At 60.2% G+C, this 24002-nt stretch carries 19 protein-coding genes; 2 read left to right on the forward strand and 17 right to left on the reverse strand.

Translation table 11 applies throughout. From position 1 onward, the window contains the following. The first annotated feature begins 97 nt into the window (after positions 1-97). The gene (locus tag BTUS_RS12140; RefSeq protein ID WP_013076366.1) at positions 98-1504 is read left to right on the forward strand and encodes a methyl-accepting chemotaxis protein; all 1407 of its coding nucleotides are present in this window, start codon (positions 98-100) and stop codon (positions 1502-1504) included. Between the two features lie 4 nt (positions 1505-1508). On the opposite strand, the gene BTUS_RS12145 is transcribed toward BTUS_RS12140, so the two are convergent. The 5 genes from BTUS_RS12145 to mutM are packed head-to-tail and all read right to left on the reverse strand — an operon-like array spanning position 1509 to position 6397. Next, positions 1509-2459 carry an ROK family protein gene (locus BTUS_RS12145; RefSeq protein ID WP_013076367.1) on the reverse strand — a complete coding sequence of 317 codons (951 nt, stop codon included), beginning with the start codon at positions 2457-2459 and terminating at the stop codon, positions 1509-1511. 59 nt (positions 2460-2518) lie between these two features. Beyond that, a complete protein-coding gene (locus BTUS_RS12150) occupies positions 2519-4279 on the reverse strand; it encodes a UbiD family decarboxylase (RefSeq protein WP_013076368.1) in 1761 nt (586 codons plus the stop codon). Positions 4280-4326: 47 nt separating this feature from the next. Continuing rightward, positions 4327-4926, reverse strand: coding sequence for a lytic transglycosylase domain-containing protein (locus tag BTUS_RS12155; RefSeq protein ID WP_245543308.1), 600 nt, complete (start codon positions 4924-4926; stop codon positions 4327-4329). Next, on the reverse strand, positions 4890-5498 hold the full coding sequence (gene coaE, locus BTUS_RS12160; protein WP_013076370.1) for a dephospho-CoA kinase: 609 nt from the start codon (positions 5496-5498) through the stop codon (positions 4890-4892). Before coaE ends, BTUS_RS12155 begins: the two co-directional genes overlap by 37 nt. Beyond that, positions 5495-6397: a bifunctional DNA-formamidopyrimidine glycosylase/DNA-(apurinic or apyrimidinic site) lyase gene (gene mutM / locus BTUS_RS12165; RefSeq protein WP_013076371.1), complete on the reverse strand. Its 903-nt coding sequence runs from the start codon at positions 6395-6397 to the stop codon at positions 5495-5497. The genes coaE and mutM overlap by 4 nt, the downstream gene beginning before the upstream one ends. Before the next feature lie 144 nt (positions 6398-6541). Between mutM and BTUS_RS12170 the strand changes: the two genes are divergently transcribed. Continuing rightward, positions 6542-7087: a QcrA and Rieske domain-containing protein gene (locus BTUS_RS12170; RefSeq protein ID WP_013076372.1), complete on the forward strand. Its 546-nt coding sequence runs from the start codon at positions 6542-6544 to the stop codon at positions 7085-7087. Positions 7088-7158: 71 nt separating this feature from the next. Here BTUS_RS12170 and polA read toward each other — a convergent pair whose 3' ends face one another. The 12 genes from polA to dnaE form a co-directional block, all read right to left on the reverse strand. After that, positions 7159-9831, reverse strand: coding sequence for a DNA polymerase I (gene polA, locus BTUS_RS12175; protein WP_013076373.1), 2673 nt, complete (start codon positions 9829-9831; stop codon positions 7159-7161). Between the two features lie 83 nt (positions 9832-9914). Next, positions 9915-11588 (reverse strand): peptide ABC transporter substrate-binding protein, encoded by a 1674-nt coding sequence (locus tag BTUS_RS12180; protein ID WP_013076374.1) that lies wholly within the window; start codon positions 11586-11588, stop codon positions 9915-9917. 134 nt (positions 11589-11722) lie between these two features. Beyond that, on the reverse strand, positions 11723-12670 hold the full coding sequence (mdh, locus tag BTUS_RS12185) for a malate dehydrogenase (RefSeq protein ID WP_041304257.1): 948 nt from the start codon (positions 12668-12670) through the stop codon (positions 11723-11725). Between the two features lie 16 nt (positions 12671-12686). Then, positions 12687-13985, reverse strand: a complete 1299-nt coding sequence (icd, locus tag BTUS_RS12190; protein WP_013076376.1) for an NADP-dependent isocitrate dehydrogenase — start codon at positions 13983-13985, stop codon at positions 12687-12689. Positions 13986-14179: 194 nt separating this feature from the next. Then, the gene (gene pyk, locus BTUS_RS12195; protein ID WP_013076377.1) at positions 14180-15922 is read right to left on the reverse strand and encodes a pyruvate kinase; all 1743 of its coding nucleotides are present in this window, start codon (positions 15920-15922) and stop codon (positions 14180-14182) included. 12 nt (positions 15923-15934) lie between these two features. Next, positions 15935-16894 (reverse strand): 6-phosphofructokinase, encoded by a 960-nt coding sequence (gene pfkA, locus BTUS_RS12200; protein ID WP_013076378.1) that lies wholly within the window; start codon positions 16892-16894, stop codon positions 15935-15937. A gap of 87 nt (positions 16895-16981) precedes the next feature. Beyond that, the gene (locus tag BTUS_RS12205; protein ID WP_013076379.1) at positions 16982-17938 is read right to left on the reverse strand and encodes an acetyl-CoA carboxylase carboxyltransferase subunit alpha; all 957 of its coding nucleotides are present in this window, start codon (positions 17936-17938) and stop codon (positions 16982-16984) included. Next, positions 17916-18806, reverse strand: a complete 891-nt coding sequence (gene accD, locus BTUS_RS12210) for an acetyl-CoA carboxylase, carboxyltransferase subunit beta (RefSeq protein ID WP_013076380.1) — start codon at positions 18804-18806, stop codon at positions 17916-17918. Before accD ends, BTUS_RS12205 begins: the two co-directional genes overlap by 23 nt. An 18-nt stretch (positions 18807-18824) precedes the next feature. Continuing rightward, positions 18825-19022, reverse strand: a complete 198-nt coding sequence (locus BTUS_RS12215; protein ID WP_013076381.1) for a hypothetical protein — start codon at positions 19020-19022, stop codon at positions 18825-18827. A gap of 107 nt (positions 19023-19129) precedes the next feature. Continuing rightward, positions 19130-20359, reverse strand: coding sequence for an NAD(P)-dependent malic enzyme (locus BTUS_RS12220; protein ID WP_013076382.1), 1230 nt, complete (start codon positions 20357-20359; stop codon positions 19130-19132). Positions 20360-20474: 115 nt separating this feature from the next. Continuing rightward, positions 20475-20969: a phosphatidylglycerophosphatase A family protein gene (locus BTUS_RS12225; protein ID WP_013076383.1), complete on the reverse strand. Its 495-nt coding sequence runs from the start codon at positions 20967-20969 to the stop codon at positions 20475-20477. A gap of 18 nt (positions 20970-20987) precedes the next feature. Beyond that, entirely contained in the window at positions 20988-23963 is a 2976-nt protein-coding gene (gene dnaE, locus BTUS_RS12230; RefSeq protein WP_013076384.1) for a DNA polymerase III subunit alpha, read from the reverse strand. Between the last annotated feature and the right edge of the window lie 39 nt (positions 23964-24002).

The raw sequence follows: 24002 nt of genomic DNA on the forward strand, positions 1-24002 counted from the left end.
TGTGAGTTTTCGTAACACAACCCCTTGTCCTGGATGACTTCCCTGCATAGAATGTAAAGTATGATACATTACAGATGCGGGGTAAGGAGGAGCCGCCATGTGGAAAAGGGGCCGACGGGAACAAAGAGAAGACCTGAACTCAGACCGCGTGGAAAAGCTTCGGGATTTCGTGTACGCATCCCGGGTAGCGGCGGACCGCCTTGCCGCCGTGGTCAGACAAGTGGACGCCTGCACGGAAGATCTGCATCGAATCGCCGAGAACACGTCGAACTTACAAGCCGCTATCCATTCCCAAGGCCAGGCGGCTTTAGCGGACCTTCAGAAAACGGCGGTAGCGACCCAAGAAGTATCCGCCGCTGCAGATTCCATCACGACTTCCGTGAATCATATTCGCCAGCAAAGTGAAGCCACCCATCAACGGCTGGAAGAAGTGGTCTCTTCTTTATCCATCGTCGAGAGGGCGATGGAAGATGTAACAGCGAAAGTCGGAGAAATCCGCTCCCATATCCAAGGTTTTGCTCACCAGGCCGGACAGATTCAAGAAATCCACCAGATCATCCAGAAAACAGTCTCCCAAACGACACTCCTCGCGTTGAACGCCGGGATCGAGGCCGCCCGAGCGGCTGACCACGGAAAGGGATTCGCTGTGGTAGCCGCTGAAATCAGGAAGCTCGCTGAGCAAGGTCGGACAGCCCTCACCCGCTCATCGGACATTCTCGTTGAATTGGAAAGTGACATGCAGGCCATGCTCCAGGCTGCCGAGTCCGGGGAAATGGCGGTTAAAGATGGGGTGGACCAAGTCACCAGGGTCATCAAACGGATCGTCTCCCTCGCAGATCCCTTCTCCCAGGTGAACCGCTGGTCCATCGCCACCTCCGAAGCAAGCCGCCGCCAGTCCGCATTGACCGCGCAAACCAACCGTCAAACCGCCCAGGCCGCCTCGGCCATCGAAGGAGTCATTGCAGATGTGGGCACTATTCTTCACGATATGAACCAACAGGGTCGTCATATTGAGGCACTCCGCATTCTGGGAAACCACCTGCGAGAAACCTCGAATGACCTGATCCGGGCTTTTGACGCCATCGCCGGGTGGGTGCAAAACAATCCACTGGCCATTGATACGCACCGGCTAACCGCCTGCCGAGACTTACTCATCAGCCTGAGCCGAGAACCGGAAATCAAAGAAATGAAGCCGGAGTTCCACCGGCGCCGCTTACAAGTATTCCTCCACGAACAACCGGATTTTGAAGCGATTTGGTCGAACAGCCCGGACGGATCGTTTGTGTTCTCCGAACCTCCGGCCGGCCTCGTCAACGCCAAGGAGAGGCAGTGGTGGATCCAGGCCATGGGCGGCAACGTCTATATATCAGAACCATATGTATCCGCCATTAGCCATCGGCCTACCATTACCATCGCCGTCCCCATCTACGGGGAATTGGGGAACATCATCGGATGCTTGGGGGCCGACCTGGACCTGAGGGAAAAACCGGCCACTCGACAATGACCCTTCAGCTCGTCGCTTCGCCGGGCCCTATAAAAGATTGCCAAGCGAGCTTCGCCGCCCCCAGGACACCGGCATCATCTCCCAAAAAAGCCGAGGATAACCGGCAATGTCTCGCCACCCGAGGCAGCACCCACCGCCGAAAGGCTTCGTCAAGGGGGGTGAACCACAGATCCCCAGCTCTGGCCACCCCTCCCCCCACCACAATCACATCGGGACTCAACAAATTGGCGGCGGCAGCCAGTCCTCTCCCCAACCAGAAGGTGGCCTCCCGGATCACTTCGGCGGCCCGCCCATCCCCCTGCCGAACCAAAGTAAAAAGGTCTTCCACCACAAGACCGCCCGAAGGGCCCTTTAAACCTCGGCGTCGTCCCTCACGAACCAGCGCCGTGGCCGAAGCCAGGGTCTCCAAACATCCGCGACTTCCGCAGGTACACGGCTCGCCGTCCGGTTTCATGGGCAAATGGCCGATCTCACCGGCCATAGCCAGGGCCCCTCGGTACACCTTCCCCTCCCACGCGATACCGCCCCCGATCCCGGTGCCGATCGTCACGCACAGGACGGAGGCAGCCCCTTTCCCAGCCCCGATCCACGTCTCTCCCAAGGCCGCGGCGTTGGCGTCATTGTCCAGGACAACCGGTTTGCCCAGTTCCCGTTCCATCAACTCCCGAATCGGCACTTTCTTCCAGTGCAAATTCACCGCTTCCTCCATCCATCCGTTCTCTAAATCGAGAAAAGCCGGCCAAGCTGCGCCAACGCCGACCACATCCCTCCATTCGACCCCGGCTTGGACCGCCAGGTCCCTCACTTCTCTCCCTAGCCTCCGCAACACCCAATCAGGCCCCCGCCCGGCCTCGGTTGGCCACTGCCCACGAGCCACAACCGTCCCATCCCAGAACACGAGTCCCGCCTTAATTCGGGTCCCGCCCACATCGATCCCCGCCACGACCCTTTCCACCGCCGGCTCCCTCCCCTCCGTCGTTCACAAGGCGCCCGGCTTGATGTCAACCGATTGTCCTACCGCCGAACCGCCGCCGCCACCATCCGTCCCCATTCTCGGTCGACCTTTTGGGCCACTTCGGGATCCGGTTCCACCTCTCCCGGATAGCCCGGCTTCATGCGCGCATCGATGACCAAGGGAAACTGGTACGCCGGCCGGTGTCTTCCCGGTCGCGTTCGGGCATACAAATCCCGGGCCGGGTCAAACCGGGTGAACCACGTCCATAACCCCGTCGTCCCATCCCGTATTTCTTTGACGTCGTCCACCAGAACCACCACCGGCCAATCGGCCAACTCTTTCTCCAGTGCCACCTTGCTCCCGAGAGTCGGATTTTGTTCGAAGGATTCCACCTCAATGAAGATTACACCGGGAAGAAAAACCGTTGCACCTCCGAAATATGAGGGCAGAGTACCAGGGAGGGATGTGGGCAGAGCTCGGCGAGGTTTTCCCGTGCCAATCCAGAGCGATTTACTGCCGTGATTCAGGCGTCCCCCGGTATAATCCAAGGTATCCATCGGCGTATCCGGAATTACGTAAAGATCTTTGGCCGGATCCAGCCGCTCCAGCACCGCCTGGAATACTTGGCGATAATCCCGGACATCCACCGCCTGATCGGTCAAAAACAAGCATTTTGTCAACGAGAGTTGTCCTTCGCCGAGAATCCGGAAACCGTGAACCAATGCTTCTCCCTCGTAACTATCCCGCACAACAGCGGCACACAAGGGGTGAAATCCCGTCTCCGCAAAAGTCCAGAGATCCTTGACGCCGGGCATCGCCAGCGGAAATAAAGGAGCCAACAGCCGCTGCAAAAACTCGCCGAGAAAATAATCTTCTTGTTTGGGTTTTCCCACCACTGTCGCCGGAAACAAGGCGTCCCGGCGGTGCAAAACCGCCTCGACCTGAAACACCGGGAAGGGATGAGCCAAGGAATAATATCCATAATGATCGCCAAAGGGCCCCTCTAGCCGCCGAACCCCGGCCGGCACCCGGCCAATCAGGGCAAACTCCGCCTCGGCGATCAAGGGGTGGTCCCACCCCGCCCATCGCCCCACGGGGATCTTGTCCCCCAGAATCAACGAGGCGAGCAAAAGTTCCGGCACAACTTCGGGTAAAGGGGCCACCGCGGCAGCCGTCAGGGCCGGAGGACCTCCCAGGAATACCGTCACAGGCAAAGCCTCACCCCGGGACTCGGCCACATGGTGATGAAAGCCCCCACCCTTGTGGATCTGCCAGTGCATACCTGCCGTGTCATCATCGAAAATCTGAACCCGGTACATCCCCAGGTTGTGCCGCCCGGTATCCGGGTGCTCCGTATACACCAAAGGTTGCGTGAGAAAGGGACCGCCGTCCTCGGGCCAACAGGTCAGGGCCGGCAACTTCCTGAGCCCGGGCGGGGAGTTCACCACTTGGGCCACGGGAAGGTCTCGGGATCGCCTGACTCCTGCCCGGGCCACCTCCTTCAGCAGTCCACGGCGCCCCCACAATGCGCTCCACCGCGGGGGGAGCAATTCTTCCGCCGCCGAGGCCATCTCGCGAACAAGCCGCTCCGGCCGGCCACCAAACGCAAGTTCCACCCTCCGGGCTGTCCCGAAAAGGTTTGTTACCAGAGGAAAGGGACTGCCTTTGACGCGATGAAAATACAATGCCCGCCCTCCCTGGGCGATCACTTGGCGGTGGATCTCCGCCGCCTCGAGGTAGGGATCCACCGGCTCCTCAATCTCAAGCAGTTCGCCCTCCCGGCGAAGAACTTCTAGAAACTCCCGCAAATTCCGGTGCACCCCGGATCCCCCTCCAACTTTCGACTCGGCCGCAGCGACCGGCGGCGTCAGTAAATCTCTTTATACCGGTCAAACATGAAAAACACGCGCTGCACAAAATGTCTCGTTTCTCCCACCGGGATCCGATCCGCCCCGTCCAGGGTACCGTCCCATTTACCCGCCTGAAGCCATTCCTGAACCCGGTTTGGTCCCGCATTGTAAGCCGCCACCGCCGCAACTTCATTCCCCTGAAAGCGGTGGATCAGGTAGTTTAAATACCATGTCCCCATAGCCAGACTCACTTTCGGGTTTTTCAGATCATCCGGGGAAACCCGAGGAGCCCCTGGCTGTTGGACGATCCATCTGGCCGTGTCGGGCATCAGTTGCATCAGCCCCACCGCGCCCACCTTCGACACCCGATCTTCAGCAAAAGAACTTTCGACCCGGGCCACGGCTGCCACCAACAGCGGATCGAGATCATATTGGCTGGCCTCGGCGCGGATGTCGTCATAGTAATACAGAGGGTACATCCACCGGGCCACCCACTTGGTTTGCATGATCGCAAAAACAGTGATGAGCAGCACCAGCAAAAGCACCATCCACCATCGGCGACGCCCGGAAAAAGCTCCCTTCATGCGCCCGTCCGCCGATCGCACAACGCCTGCCACACCCTTTCTACCTGCTGCCTCGTCCAAGCCAAGTCACCGCTATTGTCGATCACATAATCGGCATACCGTCGTTTCTCGTCCAAAGGCATCTGAGAGCGAATCCGTGCCATCGCTTCTTCCGCGGAGAGCCCATTGCGGGACATGAGACGGCGCAATTGGACTTTTTCGGGAACCCATACCAAGATGCACACATCCACCTGTTCGACCAACCCGCCCTCAATAAGCAGCGGCACGTCCCATAACACCACCGCCCTCGGGTCGCCCTCCAAGATTTCCCCAGTCAATTCCGCCATCCGGGCCCGCACCCGGGGATGGACGATGGCATTCAGCTTCGCCAACTGATCCGACCGCCCGAACACCCGGGCTCCGAGCTTCTTCCGATCCAATTGGCCGTCAGCCTGGAGAATATCCTTTCCAAAGGCAGCCGTCAACTCTTCCAGACCTTCGGTTCCCGGTTCCACCACCTCCCGGGCCACCTGATCCGCATCCACCAGGCGCGCTCCCAGCGCCACAAACATTCTCGACACTGTACTTTTGCCACTGGCGATCCCGCCCGTCAAGCCCGCAATCACGCGCCCATCCCCCTTGGTGCCGGTTTATCACCACCCCGGGCTTCTGCCTCCCGTCCCGTCCCATCCGCTTCAATCCCGCCCTCAGGCTGGCAGACGGGGCAAATATGCGTGCCCCGCCCGGCCACCACCCTCCGCTCAATGGAATGGCCGCATACCCGGCAGGGCTGCCCGGTCCGCCCGTACACGAACAGGTGCTCTTGCATCAACCCCGGCCTGCCGTCGCTGCGCACGTAGGAGCGCACCGTTGCCCCGCCCGCCACCAGGGCCTCCTGAAGCAAGGCGCGCATCTGGGCGAGCAATCTTTCGGCTTCGGCCGGGGTCAACGACCGTCCCGGGCGTTCCGGATGAATACCCGTCCGAAACAACACTTCGTCCACATAGATATTTCCGAGCCCCGCGATCACTCTCTGATTGAGCAGAAGCCCCTTGATGCGCCCCTTTCCGGACAGGCGCCGCCGCAAAACCTCCGGAGTCAGCTGCGGATCGAAGGGTTCGGGACCCAGGGAAGCAATGGGTGGAAACACTTCCCACTGCCGGCGCTCCACCGCGTCCATCGTCCCGAATTTGCGAACATCCCGGTAGCGAAGATCCTTGCCGTCCTCCAGATGAAAAATGACCCGGGTGTACTCATCCACCGGCGTTTTGGCCTCCACCAGTCGATACCGCCCCTCCATCCGAAGGTGCGAAATCAGCGTCCACCTCAGCCCATGAAACAATAAATACTTTCCCCGCCGGCCGATCTCCTGCCAGGTCTCTCCGGCAAGGCGGGCGGCAAATTCCTCCGGATCCGCCGGTGTGCGGATCGTGCGCTCGCACAACACCGTCACGCCGGCGATTCGACTCCCCTCCAAAACAGCCAGTTCTCGCCGAATCTGCTCCACCTCGGGCCATTCCGGCATCCAGTTTGCCCTCCCGTTCACAAAACTGTACCAAAACCGTCATGTCCCATTCCTCCGTACTTTGCGGATCCGTTGTACCATCAAAAGAGGGACTTTAAACGGCAGTCCGATATCGCCGTATCCTTCGGCAAGGAGTGAGACGTTTTGGAGAAAAACGATCAGCAACACATGGCGAAGCCCGAAGGGAAAAACGAACTTACCCGCCGCCAATTCTTGAGTTACGCCCTCGGCGGCACCGGGGCGTTTATGGCCGCCGCCATCGGTGCGCCGTTGTTGACTTTCGGTCTGGCGCCCCTCAAGACCTCCGGTTCTTCCAACATGGTAGGCACCGGGCACAAGGTCAGCGAATTTAACGGCCAAGACCCCAAACTTATCTCTTTTAACCTCCACGTCAACGACGGGTGGAACTCCAAGGACGTCCAGAAGCAAGCGTACGTGATTCAACAAGGCGACAAGCTGCTGGTGATGTCTCCGATTTGCACCCACCTGGGCTGCCTGGTCAGCAAGGCGCCTCCCCAATGGAGCCAGGGCGGCAAGTGGTATTTTCACTGCCCCTGCCACAACAGCTTGTTCGACAAGTACGGCGTTCAAAGCCCGGACTCTCCGGCGACCCGGCCCCTGGATCTCTACACGTATGACGTCCGCAACGGTGAACTGTTCGTGTCCGGCCAAATGATGAAACGGGGTTAAGATGCCGGGACCGCAAGGTCCCGGGTTTTCCTTGTCCTGTACGGTATCTGTCCAGGCGTTCTTCGCCGCGGTCACTTTGCCTCATACCAGTTGTCTCCCGCGTGAATGTCCACTTTGAGAGGGACATCCAGCGACACCGCCGATTCCATGGCTTGTTTCACCATATCCTGGAGGGCCCCAACCTCCTCCGGAGGCACTTCAAACACGAGCTCATCGTGGACTTGCAACAACATCTTCGCGCGAAAATCCCCTTCGGTCAGCCGCCGGTCCACCTCCACCATCGCCCGCTTAATGATATCCGCGGCACTTCCCTGGATCGGGGTGTTCATCGCCGTCCGTTCGGCAAAGCTTCGCAGGTTATAGTTCGAGGAGTGGATATCCGGCAGGTACCTGCGGCGACCCAACAAGGTCGTCACAAAACCGTTCTTCCGGGCGGCGGCCACCGTTTCTTCCATGTAGGATTTCACCCGGGGAAATTTGGCAAAATACCGGGCGATGAATTCCGCCGCTTCTTTCCGAGGGATACCTAAATTCTGGGACAACCCGTAGTCACTGATCCCATACACGATTCCAAAATTCACCGCCTTCGCCTGGCGGCGCATCCCGGGAGTGACCTGTTCCTGAGGCACTTCGAAGACCTCGGCGGCCGTCCTGGCGTGGATGTCCAAATCATCCCGAAAAGCCTGGACAAGGGCCGGATCCTTCGAAAAGTGAGCCAACACCCTCAACTCGATCTGGGAGTAATCAGCAGATACAATTTTCCATCCCGACTCGGAGGGTATGAAGGCCTGGCGTAAACGCCTGCCCTCCTCGACGCGAACGGGGATGTTCTGGAGGTTTGGATCGGTGCTGGACAGCCGCCCGGTGGCGGTGACCGCCTGTTGAAAGCAGGTGTGGATCTTGCCGGTCTCCGGTCGGATGACTTTGAGCAGGCCTTCGATATAAGTGGACTGCAGCTTGATCAACTGGCGCCAATCCAAGATCCTCTGGACAATTTCGTGATACGGGGCGAGCTTTTCGAGGACATCCGCCCCGGTGGAATACCCCGTCTTCGTCTTTTTCTGCGGCGGAAGCCCAAGTTTATCAAAAAGAATCTCCGCCAGTTGCTTCGGGCTGTTTAAGTTAAAGGTCGTCCCGGCCAGTTTATAAATTTCCTCTTCTAACCGGGCGATCTCGGTGGAAAAGGTCTCACCCAGACTCCGAAGACGAGTCGCATCCACCCGCACGCCGGTCCGCTCCATCTTCGCGAGAACAAAACTGAGCGGCAGTTCTAAATTGTGATAGAGCGGCCACAATCCCCGGATCTCTAGGTCCCGTTTCAACGCTGGGTAGACCCCGGCCAAAGCGGCCGCGTAAAGGGCCCACCATCTTTGTCGCTCTTCGCCCTGGGGAGACCCCCGGCCTTCAAGAGGCGGAACCGATACGCCGAGATAGCGTTCGAACACTTCGGTTAAGTCCGGGTGACCATCCTGGGGGTTGATGAGGTAAGCCGCCAAAAGCACATCAAAGGCGTCCCCGGGCAGAGTGAAGCCCAGCCGGTCAGCCAGCACTTTCCACGACTTGATATCGTAAAGGACGGTCAGCCCCGGCTCCCTGAGCATCTGGGTCAATCCCTCGGCCCAGCTGCTGTCCTCTCCACAAAGCAGGTATCGGACCCGCTCCCCCTCCGCCACTCCGACCCCCCGGGGGGTGCCGAATTGGTACCCGCCTTCCAGATCAAGAAACAGGCCCCGGACACCCACCCGCCCGGTTGTAGGAGCGTCCCCCCACTCTTCAATCTGAACCCGCCCGGGGTCCAAGGTTCCGCCCACACCCACCCCGGCTCCCAGGGCGCGATCTGGCGTCCCTTCTGCCCCGTCCGCGTCCTCTGGGAACACTTCGCCGATTCGCTCCAGAAGAGATCGAAACCCCAGCTTTTGAAGGGCCGTTCGCACCTCCCGGGCCGGGGCGGGCACCCAGCGCAGATCCTCCCACCGGCGCTCCAGGGGCACCTCCCGATGAATCCGGGCCAGGCGCTTGGACAAAAACGCTTGATCTCGATGTTCGGCCAAGCGCCCCTGTAACTTCCCGGACACCTCGTTCAGGTGTTGATAGACCCCCTCCACATTCCCGTAGGCCTGCAACAGTTTCGCCGCCGTCCGCTCACCGACACCTGGCACCCCAGGGATATTGTCCGAAGTATCCCCCATCAGACCCTTCAGGTCGACGATCTGCTCCGGGCGAAGTCCGAACCGCTTTTCCACATCGGCGGGTTGGTAGCGCTCCACCTCTCGGATCCCTCGACGGGTTAAAACGGCAGTGACGTGGGAAGAGACCAGTTGCAGCAAATCTTTGTCCCCGGTGAGGACCACCACTTGAACCCCGTCCGCCTCCGCCTCCCGGCTCATCGTTCCGATCAGGTCGTCCGCTTCGTACCCTTCCGCCTCCAGCACGGGAATGCCCATGGCCCCGAGCATCTCCCGGGCCATGGGAAACTGCTCGGACAACTCATCCGGGGTCTTCTCCCGGGTGCCTTTGTAATCTGCGTAGAACTCGTGCCGGAATGTCTCCTTGCCGACGTCGAAAGCCACCGCCACGTGGGTGGGCCGCTCTTCCTGCAACAGCCGGAGTAACATCATCGCAAAACCGTACACGGCGTTGGTATGTTTCCCTTCGGCGTTGGAAAGGAGAGGGAGGGCAAAAAAAGCTCGGTACAAAATGCTATTCCCGTCGATCAGTAAAAGTTTCGCACCAGATTCCGGCAACAGGGTCACCTCATTCCGATCTTGACGAACCTATTCTACCACATCGAAACGGCGTTCGCCCCGGTCCTGGGCTCCTCGTTGGGTTATGGACGCTTTTCCACATAGGCTTGTTTCAGATCCCAGTCCAGCCCCACCGGGGGATACACGATATGTTTCACAAAAGGTTTCTGCAACCACACCCGTTCGCGAAAAAAGAGCGGGGCTACGGGCATGTCCTGAAACAGAATCCGCTCGGCCTGTTCCAGCTCCTCGGCCCGGCCTGCGGGATCTGTCGAGGCCTCAGCCGCGGCGATGAGGCGATCGTAGTCCGGGTTGTGATAATGAACGAGATTATCCGGGCTATCACTCACCCAAAGTTTGAGAAATGCCGAAGCGTCGTTATAATCCGCCCCCCAACCGGCCACGGCGACTTGATAATCCCCGGTTCTCTGTCGATGCAACCGCTCGGCCGCAGGCACTTCATCGATCCGCACATCAATCCCCAACTTTGTCTTCCACTGGTCCCGCAACCACTTGGCCGCCGCCACCGAGGGCGCAGAGTTGTCGGAGAGAAAGGTAAGCGGGGGCAGAGCGTTCAGATGCAACTCCTGAAGACCGTTGCGAAGGAGCGCCCGGGCCGCATCCGGACGATTGTCCACAAAAAGGTCGCCGTTTTCCTGCCGGAAAGATTTTGTACGTCCGGGAATCGACGGGGGGACCAGGCCGTAGGCCGGCTCTGCCGCTCCGCTCCACAAGCGACGCACGTAATCCCTGCGGTCCAGGGCGTAGGACAACGCCAACCGGATGTTTTTGTTGGCAAAAGCCTGGTATCGCTCCGGATTGAACACTAGGAAAAATACACTGTCTTCAGGTACCGCCACCGGGTCCGGCTTCCCTTTCCACCGGTCGAGCCACGATCCCGCCACTCCGGTTTGATCGAGTCCCCCGGTTTCGTACAGAGAGATTCGCTGCCCGAGTTCTTTCACGATCTTAAAGGTCACTGAGGTCAAGTGGACATGCCGGGCATCCCAGTACGTCGGATTTTTGGCCAGTGTGACCTGGCGGTCGCGGTCCCAGGAAGACATCCGGAACGGTCCGATGAACACCATCTTCCCGGGGCCTGTCCCGAACTCCTTTCTGTATTTTTCTACAACATCTTTGCGCACGGGATAAAGGGCGGGTTCAGCCGTGAGTGAGGGAAAATACGGTGTGGGCCGAGTGGTCTTTACCTCGAGGGTGCGGTCATCCAGGGTTTTCACCGCCACCTGGTCGGCCCCGCCTTTGCCCTCGGCGTAGGCCTTGGCCCCTTGGACCGGATACAACAGTCTGGCCCAGGGCGAATGGGTCGCCGGGTCCAAAACCCGCAACCAAGCGTAGCGAAAATCCTCGGCCCGAAGGGGCACACCGTCGCTCCACGCAGCGCGCCGCAGGTGAAACACAAACCGCGTGTGATCCGGCGAAACCTCCACCCGCTCCGCCAACCCGGGGTCGAGAGTGCCCCCTTGCCCCTGACGCATGAGTCCTTCTTCCACCGCCCCCAACAAATCCATCGCCCACTGGTCGCCGGTGGACCCGGGATCCAAGGGCGCCGGCTCGTCCCCCAGCCACATCACGAGCTTCTGATCCGGATCGGGTGGTGTTCCCAAGTGCCAGCTCCAGAGCCCGGCTCCGGTCCCTCCAATGGCCGCCAGACCCGCCAAGGTGACGAGCCATCCTTTTCCCCACCTTTGAACCCCTATCGACCACCATCGCCGCAGATTCGGCCAAAAATTTCCCATAACCGCCACCCCCGTGGACAAGATTCCTCGTCCCATATGTATGACGGGGGGAGACGAGCCATGAGCCATAGAAAAAACCGCCGGAATCCCGGCGGCGGCACCACCGTGCAAACAGGGGGACATCGGAAAACCATTCAGACGAGGCTGCCCAGAACCCCCATGACTTTTTGAACGGAAGCGGCAGATTTATCGAGGGCGGCTTTCTCCTCGGGAGTCAGGTCAATCTCGAAGACCTTCTCGATTCCCTTGCCCCCGAGGAGCACCGGCACGCCCAAATACAGATCCCGATATCCGTACTCTCCTTCCAAGTAAGCGATGGCCGGCAGAATCCGCTTCTTGTCTTTCAATACTGCTTCGGCCATTTGGACCAAGGAAGCAGCGGGAGCGTAATAAGCACTTCCGTTACCGAGAAGGTTCACGATCTCCCCGCCTCCTTTGCGGGTCCGCTCGACGATGGCATCGATCTTATCCTTGGGAATCAGCGTCTCGATGGGAATGCCGCCGGCATAGGAGTAACGCACCAAGGGCACCATGTCATCCCCGTGTCCGCCCAGTACGAACCCGGTGACATCTTCCACAGACACCCCTAACTCCATCGCCACAAAGGTCCGGAAACGGGCGGTATCAAGCACACCCGACTGGCCGATCACCCGCTCTTTCGGAAACCCGGAAGTCTTGTAGGCCACATAGGTCATGGCATCCACCGGGTTCGACAGGACGATGATGACGCAGTTCGGGGAGTACTTGACGACCTGCTCGGTGACCGATTTCACAATCCCGGCATTCGTGGTAACCAGATCGTCCCGGCTCATTCCCGGCTTGCGGGCGATACCGGCGGTGATGATCACCAGATCGGAGTCCTTCGTATCCTCGTAATTGCTGGTCCCGACGATGTTGGCATCAAAGCCTTCGACCGGACTGGCCTCCATCATGTCCAGGGCCTTGCCCTTGGTGGGGTTCTCAAGCTTCGGAATATCCACCAGGACGATATCGCCAAGCTCCTTGACTGCAGCCAACAATGCGGTGGTGGCACCGGTGAACCCGGCGCCGACGACGGTGATCTTTTTCCGGCGAATCATCAATGGATCCCTCCTGCTGTTATTCCATATTGCCAATCAGGGCGGTGGCGAACTCCGAGGTTTTGACCTCTTTCGCCCCGGTCATCAACCGGGCGAAATCATAGGTGACCACCCGTTCGCGAATGGTTTTCTCCATGGCCTTGACGATAAGGGCGGCCGCTTCCTTCCAGCCCATATACTCCAACATCATGACGCCGGAGAGGATCACCGATCCGGGGTTGACCTTGTCCAGACCGGCATATTTCGGCGCCGTGCCATGGGTCGCCTCAAACACAGCGTGTCCGGTTTCGTAGTTGATGTTGGCCCCCGGGGCGATGCCGATGCCCCCGACCTGGGCCGCCAAAGCGTCAGAAATGTAATCCCCGTTGAGATTCAAGGTGGCGATCACGTCGTACTCCGCGGGCCGAGTCAGAATCTGCTGCAGGAAGGCGTCGGCGATCACGTCCTTAACCACCAACCTGCCGGCCGCTTCCGCTTCGGCCTGAACCCGGCTCGCCTCTTCCACGCCGCTCTGGGCTTTGATCCGGTCATACTGCGCCCAGGTAAACACCCGATCCCCGTACTCCCGCTCGGCCAACTCGTAGCCCCAATTCTTAAAAGCGCCTTCGGTGAACTTCATAATATTTCCCTTGTGGACTAACGTCACGCTCCGACGGCCATTTTTCAGGGCGTAGTCGATGGCTGCCCGCACCAGCCGCTCGGTTCCCTGCCTGGATACCGGTTTGATGCCGATGCCCGAGGTCTCGGGGAAGCGAATCTTTTTCACGCCCATCTGATTCTGCAGAAACTCGATGACCGTGCGGACCTCCGGAGTCCCTTCCTCCCATTCGATCCCCGCGTAAATATCCTCGGAATTTTCCCGGAAAATGACCATGTCCACCAACTCTGGGCGCTTCACCGGAGAGGGGACGCCATCAAAATACCGAACCGGCCGCTGGCACACATATAAGTCCAACTCCTGCCGGAGGGCGACATTCAATGAGCGAATCCCACCGCCCACGGGTGTTGTCAGAGGCCCTTTGATCCCCACGATGTATTCGCGAAAGGCGGTCAGGGTGTCCGGGGGGAGCCACTCCCCGAAGGTGTGATAGGCCTTTTCACCGGCGTACACTTCTAACCAAACGATCTTCCGCTTGCCTCCGTAGGCCTTGTCCACCGCCGCGTCGAACACGCGCTGGGAGGCCCTCCAAATGTCCGGCCCTGTCCCATCGCCCTCAATAAAGGGGATGATCGGGCGGTCGGGAACGGACAATGACCCCTCCCGCACGACGATCCGCTCACCTTCGCCGGGCGGTGTCAGCTTTTCAAACTTTGCCATGCAGCAATCCCTCCCTCGACAACTGACTCCCCTGCGTCCTCCAGCCGTGTTGACGGCAAAAAAGCCGGCGCAAGGCCGGACGACAGCGCGGAAGCACAAAACCATTCTCATGATAGCACAGGGAGAATCGCTGCAACAACTTTTCTTCTCATCTATTGAACCTCGGTTTCATAGCTCGAAACGAAACCTCGGACTTACAAAACTCTCGCCCGGCCGCGATAGATCAAACCGAGTTCGGCATCCACCGTCACCACTTCGCCATCCCGGAGCGTTTCGGTCGCTCGCTCCACCCCCACCACCACCGGGATACCCAAGGACAACCCCACCACTGCGGCGTGAGAGGTCAGACCCCCTTCCTCGGCAATGATGGCCGCCGCCCTCTCCAGGGCGCTCATAAGGTCCGCATCGGTGGCCACCGTCACCACCACATCTCCGGCCCTCACCCGGGCGGCATCCTCCACCCGCCGCACCACCACCGCCCGCCCGGTGACCGCTCCTCGGCCAATCCCCTGCCCACGGGCTGCCACGTCGCCGATGGTATGTACTTTTAGCAGATTGGTGGTTCCCGGCTGACCCACGGGGACGCCGGCGGTGATCACCACGAGATCTCCGTGTTTCACAATTCCCGTTTCCAGGGCGGCATCAATGGCGACTTCCAACATTTCGTCGGTACTTTTCGTCGTCCGGGCCACCGTGGGGTATACGCCCCAGCACAGCGCCAAGCGCCGGGCGACGTCCTCCCGGGGAGTCACCGCCACGATCGGACACCGGGGACGGTATTTCGATACCCGGCGGGCCGTGAGTCCCGACTGGGTGGATGTCAGGACTGCCGCCGCCTTGAGGTCGTCCGCCAACGCGGCAACGGCATAACTGATGGCATCGGTAACCGTTCCCTGGGGTTTGTGGACTTCGGTCCTTCGAAACGCCCACAAGGCCTCTTCGGCCCGCTCGGCGATTCGGGCCATGGTCTTCACCGATTCCACTGGATATTTGCCCGCGGCGGTCTCGCCGGAGAGCATAATCGCATCGGTGCCGTCAAAAATCGCGTTGGCGACGTCACTGGCTTCAGCCCGGGTGGGCCGGGGATTGCGCTGCATCGAATCCAGCATCTGGGTGGCCGTGATCACAGGCTTGCCCGCCCGGTTACACAATTCAATCATCCGCTTTTGCCACAGGGGCACCTCTTCCGTGGCAATTTCCACCCCCAAGTCTCCCCGGGCCACCATAAGACCGTCCGAGACCCCCAAGATCTCTTCCAAGGCGTCGAGGGCTTCCTGGGCCTCGATTTTTGCAATGATGTCCATGTGGACCCCGGCTTCTTCAAGCAGACGGCGGATCTCCAATACATCCCCGGCCTTTCGCACGAAAGAGGCGGCGATCATGTCCACCCCCTGGGCAATGCCGAAACGGATATCGGCCACATCTTTCTCGGTCACCCCGGGCAGCCGAAGTTTCACCCCTGGGGCGTTAATCCCTTTATGATCTCGGAGAATCCCGCCGTTGGTCACCCGGCAGCGGATCTCTCCACCATGCACTTCGATCACTTTCAATCCGATCAGCCCATCGTCGATGCGAATGACCGACCCCGGGGAAACGTCCTCGGGGAGGCCGGCATAGCTGACAGAGATCCGCTCGGCCGTCCCCTCCACCGATTCGGTGGTGAGGATCAGCTCGGCCCCGTCCTTGAGCTCCACTTGTCCCCCCCGTATCCGACCGGTGCGGATTTTCGGGCCTTTGATGTCCAACATCAAGGCCACGCGTTTGCCGATTTTGGCCGATGCCTCCCGGATGCGGGCAATCCTCAAGGCGTGTTCTTCGTGGGTGCCATGGGAAAAATTCAGTCGGGCCACATCGAGGCCCGCCTCGATCAAAGCTTCGAGCACTTCGGGCGACTCACTGGCTGGGCCGACGGTGCAGACGATCTTTGTGCGACGCACAGAAAACCCTCCTTAGATCGCAAGTATGCGGGCGAGGTCGAAGAGACCGAGATCCGGCCGATGGGGACGCGCCACCGCGTCTTCCATGTCTATCGCCACCAGGCGGCGGTTTTGGATGCCCACCATTTTGGCGCTGTGGCCTTGCAAGAGAAGTTCCACCGCCATGGCTCCCATCCGGCTGGCCAACACCCGGTCGGCCGCTGTGGGGGACCCGCCCCGTTGAATGTGTCCAAGCACGGTGACCCGCATCTCCCAACCGATTCGCTCCCGGATTTTATCGGCGATAGCCATGGCGCTCCCCACGCCTTCCGCCACCACCAGGATACTGTGCCGCTTTCCTCGCTTAAAACTGCGCTCGAGGCGCTCCACGATTTCATCGATCGAATACTCTTCTTCGGGAATGAGTATCGTCTCCGCCCCGCAGGCGAGCCCGGCGCTGAGTGCGATATCGCCGGCCCGGCGGCCCATGACTTCCACAAGAAAAGTCCGTTCGTGGGAGGTGGCGGTATCGCGGATTTTGTCCACCGCTTCGATCACCGTGTTCACCGCCGTGTCAAAACCGATGGTCGTGTCCGTTCCTGCGATGTCGTTGTCGATGGTTCCCGGAACGCCCACCGTGGCGATTCCCCTTTTCGCCAGTTCCACGGCTCCCCGAAAAGACCCATCACCCCCAATCACCACCACCCCTTCAATGCCCCGGGCGGTAAGTTTTTCCACAGCATGACGTTGGCCTTCCTCAGTTTTGAACGCCTCACACCGGGCCGTCTGTAGAATTGTTCCCCCCCGGTGAATGATGTCCGCCACCGACCCCAGGTCCATGTCCACAAAATCCCCCGCCAACAGCCCACTGTACCCTTTCCGGATTCCCACCACCTTCAGTCCCCGGTAAATACCCATCCGAACCACCGCCCGGATGGCCGCGTTCATCCCAGGAGCATCCCCACCACTGGTCAGCACTCCGATGGTCTGCACCTCGGTTCCCTCCCGATATAGACTTTGGGTGTCCCACATGGACATTTTTCGTCCCAACCAGACCCGGAAGAAGAGGAGGGATGTCCCTCATCCTTCCTCGAATCTCCCCATCGCCCGGAACCGGTCATATCGCCGACGGACCAACTCGTCCCCGGGCACGTCGGTCAACTCGTTCAAGCCCCGGATGATGGCGGCCTTGACCCGTTCCACCATCATAGGAGGATCTTTGTGCGCTCCCCCCAAGGGCTCTTCAATCACGTCGTCGATCACGCCGAGCCGCAGTAAATCCTGGGCTGTAATGCGCATTGACTCGGCGGCCCTCGGCGCCTGACCGGCATCTTTCCACAACAGAGCCGCCGCCCCTTCCACAGAGATCACCGAGTAGACGGCGTGTTCCAACATGTACACCCGGTCCCCCATGCCTAGAGCCAAGGCGCCGCCGCTCCCTCCTTCCCCGGTGACCACGCACAAAAGCGGAGTAGAAAGGGTTGCCATCTCAATCAAGTTATCCGCGATGGCCATCCCGATCCCCCGCTCCTCAGAGGTGATCCCGGGATAAGCCCCGCTGGTGTCAATAAAACACAGGATGGGCCGATGAAACCGCTCGGCTTCTTTCATCAGGCGCAGAGCCTTCCGAAAGCCTTCGGGATGGGGCATGCCGAAATTTCTCGCGAGATTCTCCTTGGTGTCCCGCCCCCGCTGGTGCCCCACCACCGTCACCGGCCGCCCTTGCAATAACCCGATTCCGCCCACTATCGCCTGATCGTCCCCGAACAGGCGATCGCCATGGAGTTCCAAAAACGCATCAAGACAACCGTGGATATAATCCAGGGTTGTCGGTCGATCCGGGTGGCGGGCGATCTGGACCTTCTGATATGGCGTCAGATGACCGTAGATCTCCTCGGCCAGTTGCTTCGCCCGTTCCTCAAGCCGAGTGACTTCCTCGCCCAAATCGATCTGCTGAGTTTCGGTGAAACACTTGAGCTCTTCGATCTTTCGCTCCAACTCCAACAGGGGCTTCTCAAAGGGCAACTCGCCCGCCATGGCGCGCCCCCTCCCCGTGAATGCGAAGGATCAACGAGAGCTCCGCACGTAAATCTTTCCGATGGACAATGCGGTCAATCATGCCATGCTTCAAAAGAAATTCCGCCGTCTGAAAATCATCTGGAAGTTTCTGGTGAATCGTCTGTTCAATAATACGCCGCCCCGCGAAACCGATCAGCGCTCCGGGTTCAGCGAGAATGATGTCTCCCTGACTGGCAAAACTCGCCGTCACCCCGCCCGTGGTGGGATGGGTCATCACCGATATGTACAAGACCCCGGCCTCCCGAAGCCGGGCAAAGGCGGCGGAAGTTTTGGCCATCTGCATGAGCGACAAAATTCCTTCTTGCATCCGGGCGCCCCCCGATGCCGCAAACAAAACCACCGGCCGACGAGCCTCCCTGGCCCGTTCGGCGGCTCGGGTGATCTTCTCCCCCACCACCGAGCCCATGCTCCCCATCATGAACCGGGAATCCATGGCCACGAAGACCACCGGCATCCCGTCGATCGTTCCCTCCCCCGTCACCACCGCCTCCCGCAATCCGGTGGCCTCCCGGGCTTTTGCGATCTTCTCGGGATAGCCGGGGAATCCGAGGGGATCCACCGTGGCCAGATCGGCGTCGTATTCAAAAAAACGGCCCTCGTCGAGGGTGATCTCAATCCGCTCGGCAGCCGAGAGCGGAAAATGATAACCGCACCGGGGGCATGTCTTGACATGCTTTTCCAATTCCTTGGCCAACAATATATCGCCGCAACCCTTGCACTTGTTCATCAGCCCCTCGGGGATCGCCTCCCGGCGCTCCTCCGGAGCCGTGACCGGAGGGGTGAGGGTCGCGTACCGCGGTTTTTTCTGAAACCAATCCTTTAGCACAATGTCACCCCTGGCCCCCTATGGGTGAGAAGAGTGGAGGATGTCGCTCAGCACATCCCGCACCTCGTCAAGTTCACTCTCCGGCACCAGAATCTCGTACTGCTGTTTGGAGACGCTGGTGGGCCGCACCTTGGCCAAAAACCCTTCGGTCTCCAGCCTCAATCGGATCGATTCCGCCACCTTCTCGCTCGGTGCGATATAGATGACCGTCCACATGACGATACCCCTTCCCGCCATCGGGAATACAATCCAAGTTTGAGGTCATGATACCACAGGCCCCCCGGGCCTGCAACCGCCGTGAGCCCCCGGGAGCCCAGGAACCGTCAAGGAATTCCAGCCATTCGCCGGGTTCGCTCGGCGATCTCTTCCGGATCCCGGGACAGGCCCGCCACCCCGGTCTCAATGGCCGCTTTGGCCACCGCTTTGGCCACCGCCGGCGCCACCCGCGGGTCAAAGGGCCGGGGGATCACCGAACGGGGCCCGAGTTCATCGTCGCTCACCAACCGGGCGATGGCATCGGCCGCCGCTTGTTTCATCGCCTCGTTGATCTCCCTCGCCCGGACATCCAGGGCACCGCGGAACACGCCGGGAAACGCCAGGACATTGTTGACCTGGTTCGGAAAATCGGACCGCCCCGTCCCCACCACCGCCGCCCCGGCCGCGTAGGCATCCTCCGGCCAGATTTCCGGATTCGGGTTCGCCATGGCCAAAATAATGGGATCCTTCGCCATCGTCCGCACCATCTCCGGAGTCAGCGCCCCCTCGGTGGATACGCCGATAAACACATCCGCCCCCCGCACCGCTTCAGCCAAATCTCCCTGAATCCCGGAAGGGTTGGTGATCTTCGCAATCTCTTCTTTGACCGCATTCATCCGCTCCCTGCGCCCAGGATAAATGGCGCCCATGCGATCACACAGGACCACTTCTTGGACGCCCCTGGACCGCAACAGTTTGACGATGGCCACCCCGGCCGCTCCTGCGCCGTTGACCACCACCCGGATCTGGTGCATGTCCTTCCCCACCACTCGAAGGGCATTGAGCACCGCCGCCAGGGTCACAATCGCGGTCCCGTGTTGGTCGTCATGAAAAATCGGAATATTAACTTCTTGCCGCAATCGCTCTTCGATGGCGAAACACTCCGGCGCCGCGATGTCTTCCAGGTTTACCCCGCCGAAGGACGGCGTCAGCCGTTTCACCGTCTCCACGACCTCGTCCACGTCCGATGTATCCAGACAGATCGGCACGGCGTCGACCCCGGCGAAGGTCTTGAACAGCACCGCCTTCCCCTCCATCACTGGCAGCGCCGCAAGCGGACCGATGTCCCCGAGGCCCAGCACAGCTGTCCCGTTGCTCACCACCGCCACCAGGTTCCCCCGGTTGGTGTACTCGTATACCGCCTCGGGCCGCACCTGGATCTCCTTGCACGGTTCCGCGACGCCCGGAGAATACGCCAGGCTCAGATCCCGGGTCGTCTTTAACGCCACCTTCGAAACCACCGCCAGCTTCCCATGATGATCCCGGTGCAGTTTTAGCGCGTCCTCTCGCAGCGCCATCCGTGGTCCTCCCTTTCTTAGCCGCCATCGGAAAAATAGCTTATTGTTCGCATTATACCAAATTGGGATCACCCGGTCATGCATTTTTTGTGAAGATCGGGTGAAGCATCGCCGTCTATTGGACCGACCCGGATTCCCAATAATCCGCAGGAGCCTTATCGTGGGCGATTCGCGCCGAGGCCGCCGCCGCCAACCCGGCCACCAGATCATCGAGAAACGTATGAATCGCCGGGCCCTTTTCGTTTAATTTCGCCAGAATGCCCGTTTTCTCTTTGTCGAGATACCCGAAGCTGGTCAAGCCGATCGACCCGTAAACGTTGGTAATGGCCAATGCCATAATCTCATCCACGCCGTACAGGGGCTCATCTCTTTCCATAATCGACTGCAAAGGCTCCGGCAGCAGCTTTTTCTCCGCCAATTCGTCCAAAGCAATTCCCGTATAGAGGGCGTGCTGCACCTCCCGCTTCTCCAACACCGTGAGCACACTTTCCACGCACTCTTCCAAGGTCAACTTGGGGTGAAATGGTTTTTGAAGCATGAACACGATCTCGGCGATATCTTGGATCTGTACCCCCCGCCGAGCCAACAACTCCACCATTGAAGGCGCCATGAACGCCCCTCCTCCCAACTAGGTCAAATGATACACGATGGAACCTTCCCCCAGCAACGCTTCCACGTCCGATGTCAGTCCGGGACCGGGTTGCACCCGCCACCTGTCTCCGAGCTCCCGGACGTCCCGGCTGGAACGAACCAGGCGAACCCTCCAGTTCCCGGGGTGCCGGGCCAACACCTGCCCCAGTTGCTTCAGCATCTCCGGCCCACCCCGCTTCACTCGGATGTAGACCCGGGCTCCGGTGAACGTCAAGCCCATCAACTCTTTTTCATGCCGAATTTTTTCCTGTTCATTCTCCGAACTCGCCCGGCGTCCGGGGCTCTCCTCGCCAAAAAACGTCAACTGGGCACCGCCCCCGCCCCAGTGACTCTCCCGCTCTAAGCGGCCGAGCAATTCATCCCGGTTCTCACCCAGTTCATCGAAAGCACCGGCTCGAATCAGGGCCTCCACCGTCCGTCGATGGCACGCCCGGTGATCCACCCGGGACAGGAAATCCCCCAAAGAGCGAAATGTCCCCGCCCTCCGGGCGCCCAGCACCGCCTGGACCGCAGCTTGGCCCACATGTTTAATCGCTCCCAAGGCAAAACGGATCTTGCCATCTTCACTCACCGTAAATCCCGCCCCGCTGGTTTGCACCGAAGGGGGCAATACCTCGATGCCCCGCTGAAAAGCCTCTTCCACGTATTGGGCCACCTTATCGGCCGAAGCCATGGCAGCGGACAGCAGGGATGCGAAAAACTCCGCGGGGTAGTGCGCCTTGAGATACGCGGTTCGCCAGGATAACACAGCGTATGCAACCGCGTGGGAGCGGTTGAACCCATAATCGGCAAAGCGCACGATGAGGTCGTACAGTTCCTCGGCCAAATCCCTGGGATGTCCCTGCCTAAGGCATCCGGCCACAAAGGCCGCGCGCTGTTGTTCTAAAACCTCTCTTTTCTTCTTGCCCACCGCCCGGCGGAGAACATCGGCCTGGCCGAGCGTGAATCCCGCCATCCGCGAGGCGATCTGCATGATCTGCTCCTGATACACCACAATTCCGTAGGTATCTCGGAGAATCGGTTCCAAATCCGGGTGGGGATAGTGGACCGGCACCCGACCGTGCTTGGCGTCGATGTATCGGCTGATATTTTCCATCGGCCCCGGGCGGTACAAGGAGATCACCGCCACGATGTCTTCAAAACAGTTCGGCTGCAAGTCCCGCAAAACATGTTTTACCCCGGAAGACTCGAGCTGAAAACACCCGTCCGTATCGCCCCGGCCCAGAAGTTCATAGGTTTTCGGATCGGTGTACTCCTCGTCGATTTCCACAGCATGCCCCAGGCGCTCCCCCGCCAACTGCCGGGTGTGCTCGATAATCGACAGGGTGCGCAGCCCCAGGAAATCCATTTTCAATAACCCCACGGCTTCAAGGGAAGCCATGTCGTACTGGGTAATCAACCCTCCCTCCGGGGTGCGCTGCACCGGGACGACATCGGTCAAAGCCGAAGGGGCAATCACCACCCCGGCGGCATGGGTCGACGTGTGACGGGGCAACCCTTCCAGCCCCTTGGCCACCGTGAGCAATGTCCGAACCTGCTCATTCTCATCCATCAACGCCCGAAGTCGGGGTTCCTCCACCAAAGCTTGGTCCAACGTGATCCCCAGGGAAGCCGGCACAAGTTTGGCCACCCGGTCCACCAAAGCCGGCGGGAGACCGGTCACCCGACCGGCGTCCCGAATGGCCGCCCGGGCCGCCATGGTTCCGAAAGTAATAATCTGGGCAACCCGGTCGTGGCCGTATTTTTGGGCCACGTACTCAATGACTTCAAAACGGCGCTCATCTTCAAAGTCGATGTCAATATCGGGCATGCTCACCCGCTCCGGGTTCAAGAAGCGCTCGAACAACAGGTGGTGGCGCACGGGATCCACCCCGGTAATCCCCAGGGCGTACGCCACCAGGCTTCCCGCTGCCGATCCCCGCCCGGGTCCCGTGGCAATGCCGTTTTCCCGACTGTACCGAATAAAATCCCACACGATCAGAAAATAGCTCGCAAATCCCATCCGGGCGATGACGCTGAGCTCGTGCTCCAATCGGTCCTTATACGAGGGAGGCACGGGATCGCCCACCCGCTGTCGAAGGCCCTCCTGGCATAACCGCCGTAGGTACCCATCCGGGCTCTCCCCTTCGGGCACGTCAAAAGAAGGCAGCAACACCCGCCCCAGAGGCAACTCCACCCGGCACCGCTCTGCAATCTCCAAAGCGGCGTTCACGGCCTGGGGGAGGTGAGCGAACCTTGCCCGCATCTCGGCGGAAGAGGCAAACCACCGGGGAGAAGGGGAGGGCGGCGGGGCGCCGTCATCCCCTTGCCGGAGGGCTTGCACCACCCGGGCCAAGGGCGCGTCCTCGGGGTCGATGTAATGCACGTCGGCCGTGGCGACCGGCAGGAGTCCATACTCTTCCCCGAGAGAAACCAACCGGTAGTGGCTCAAACGCCCCCTTTCACTTCCGTCGTCCTGCACTTCCAGCCACGCCCGGTTTGGCCCGAACACTTCGACAAACCGCCGCAGCCAGTCCCGGGCCCTCTCCGTGTCCCCCCGGGCCAAGGCCGCATCCACCGGGCCTTCTGCGCCGCCGGAAAGCAAAAACAGGCCGGGGGCGTGCGCTGTCACCGCCTCCCAGGACACCCCCAACTCCGGTCCGTCATGGGCCAGGCTCACCAGGCGAATCAGCCCTCGAAAACCCTTCTCCGACTCGGCCAAAAGAACCACGGCCGGCGGATCCCCTCTGGACGGCCTCTGAACGCTTTCTTCCACCAGGGGAATCTGGGCTCCCAGGATCGGCCGGATCCCCGCCTCCTTGGCCAATCGAACGAACCGAATCGCCGCGTACAAATTCGCCCAATCGGTGATGGCAACCCCGGGCATCCCGTCTGCCACGGCCCGTTGGATCAAGGCTTCCGGGCGGCACACGCCCCGAAGCAAAGAATACGCGCTATGAACATGAAGATGCACAAAGGTGCCTTCTTGATCCGTATCCCGACACCTCCAAGT

It is taken from the genome of Kyrpidia tusciae DSM 2912 (genome assembly GCF_000092905.1).
GTDB lineage: Bacteria > Bacillota > Bacilli > Kyrpidiales > Kyrpidiaceae > Kyrpidia > Kyrpidia tusciae.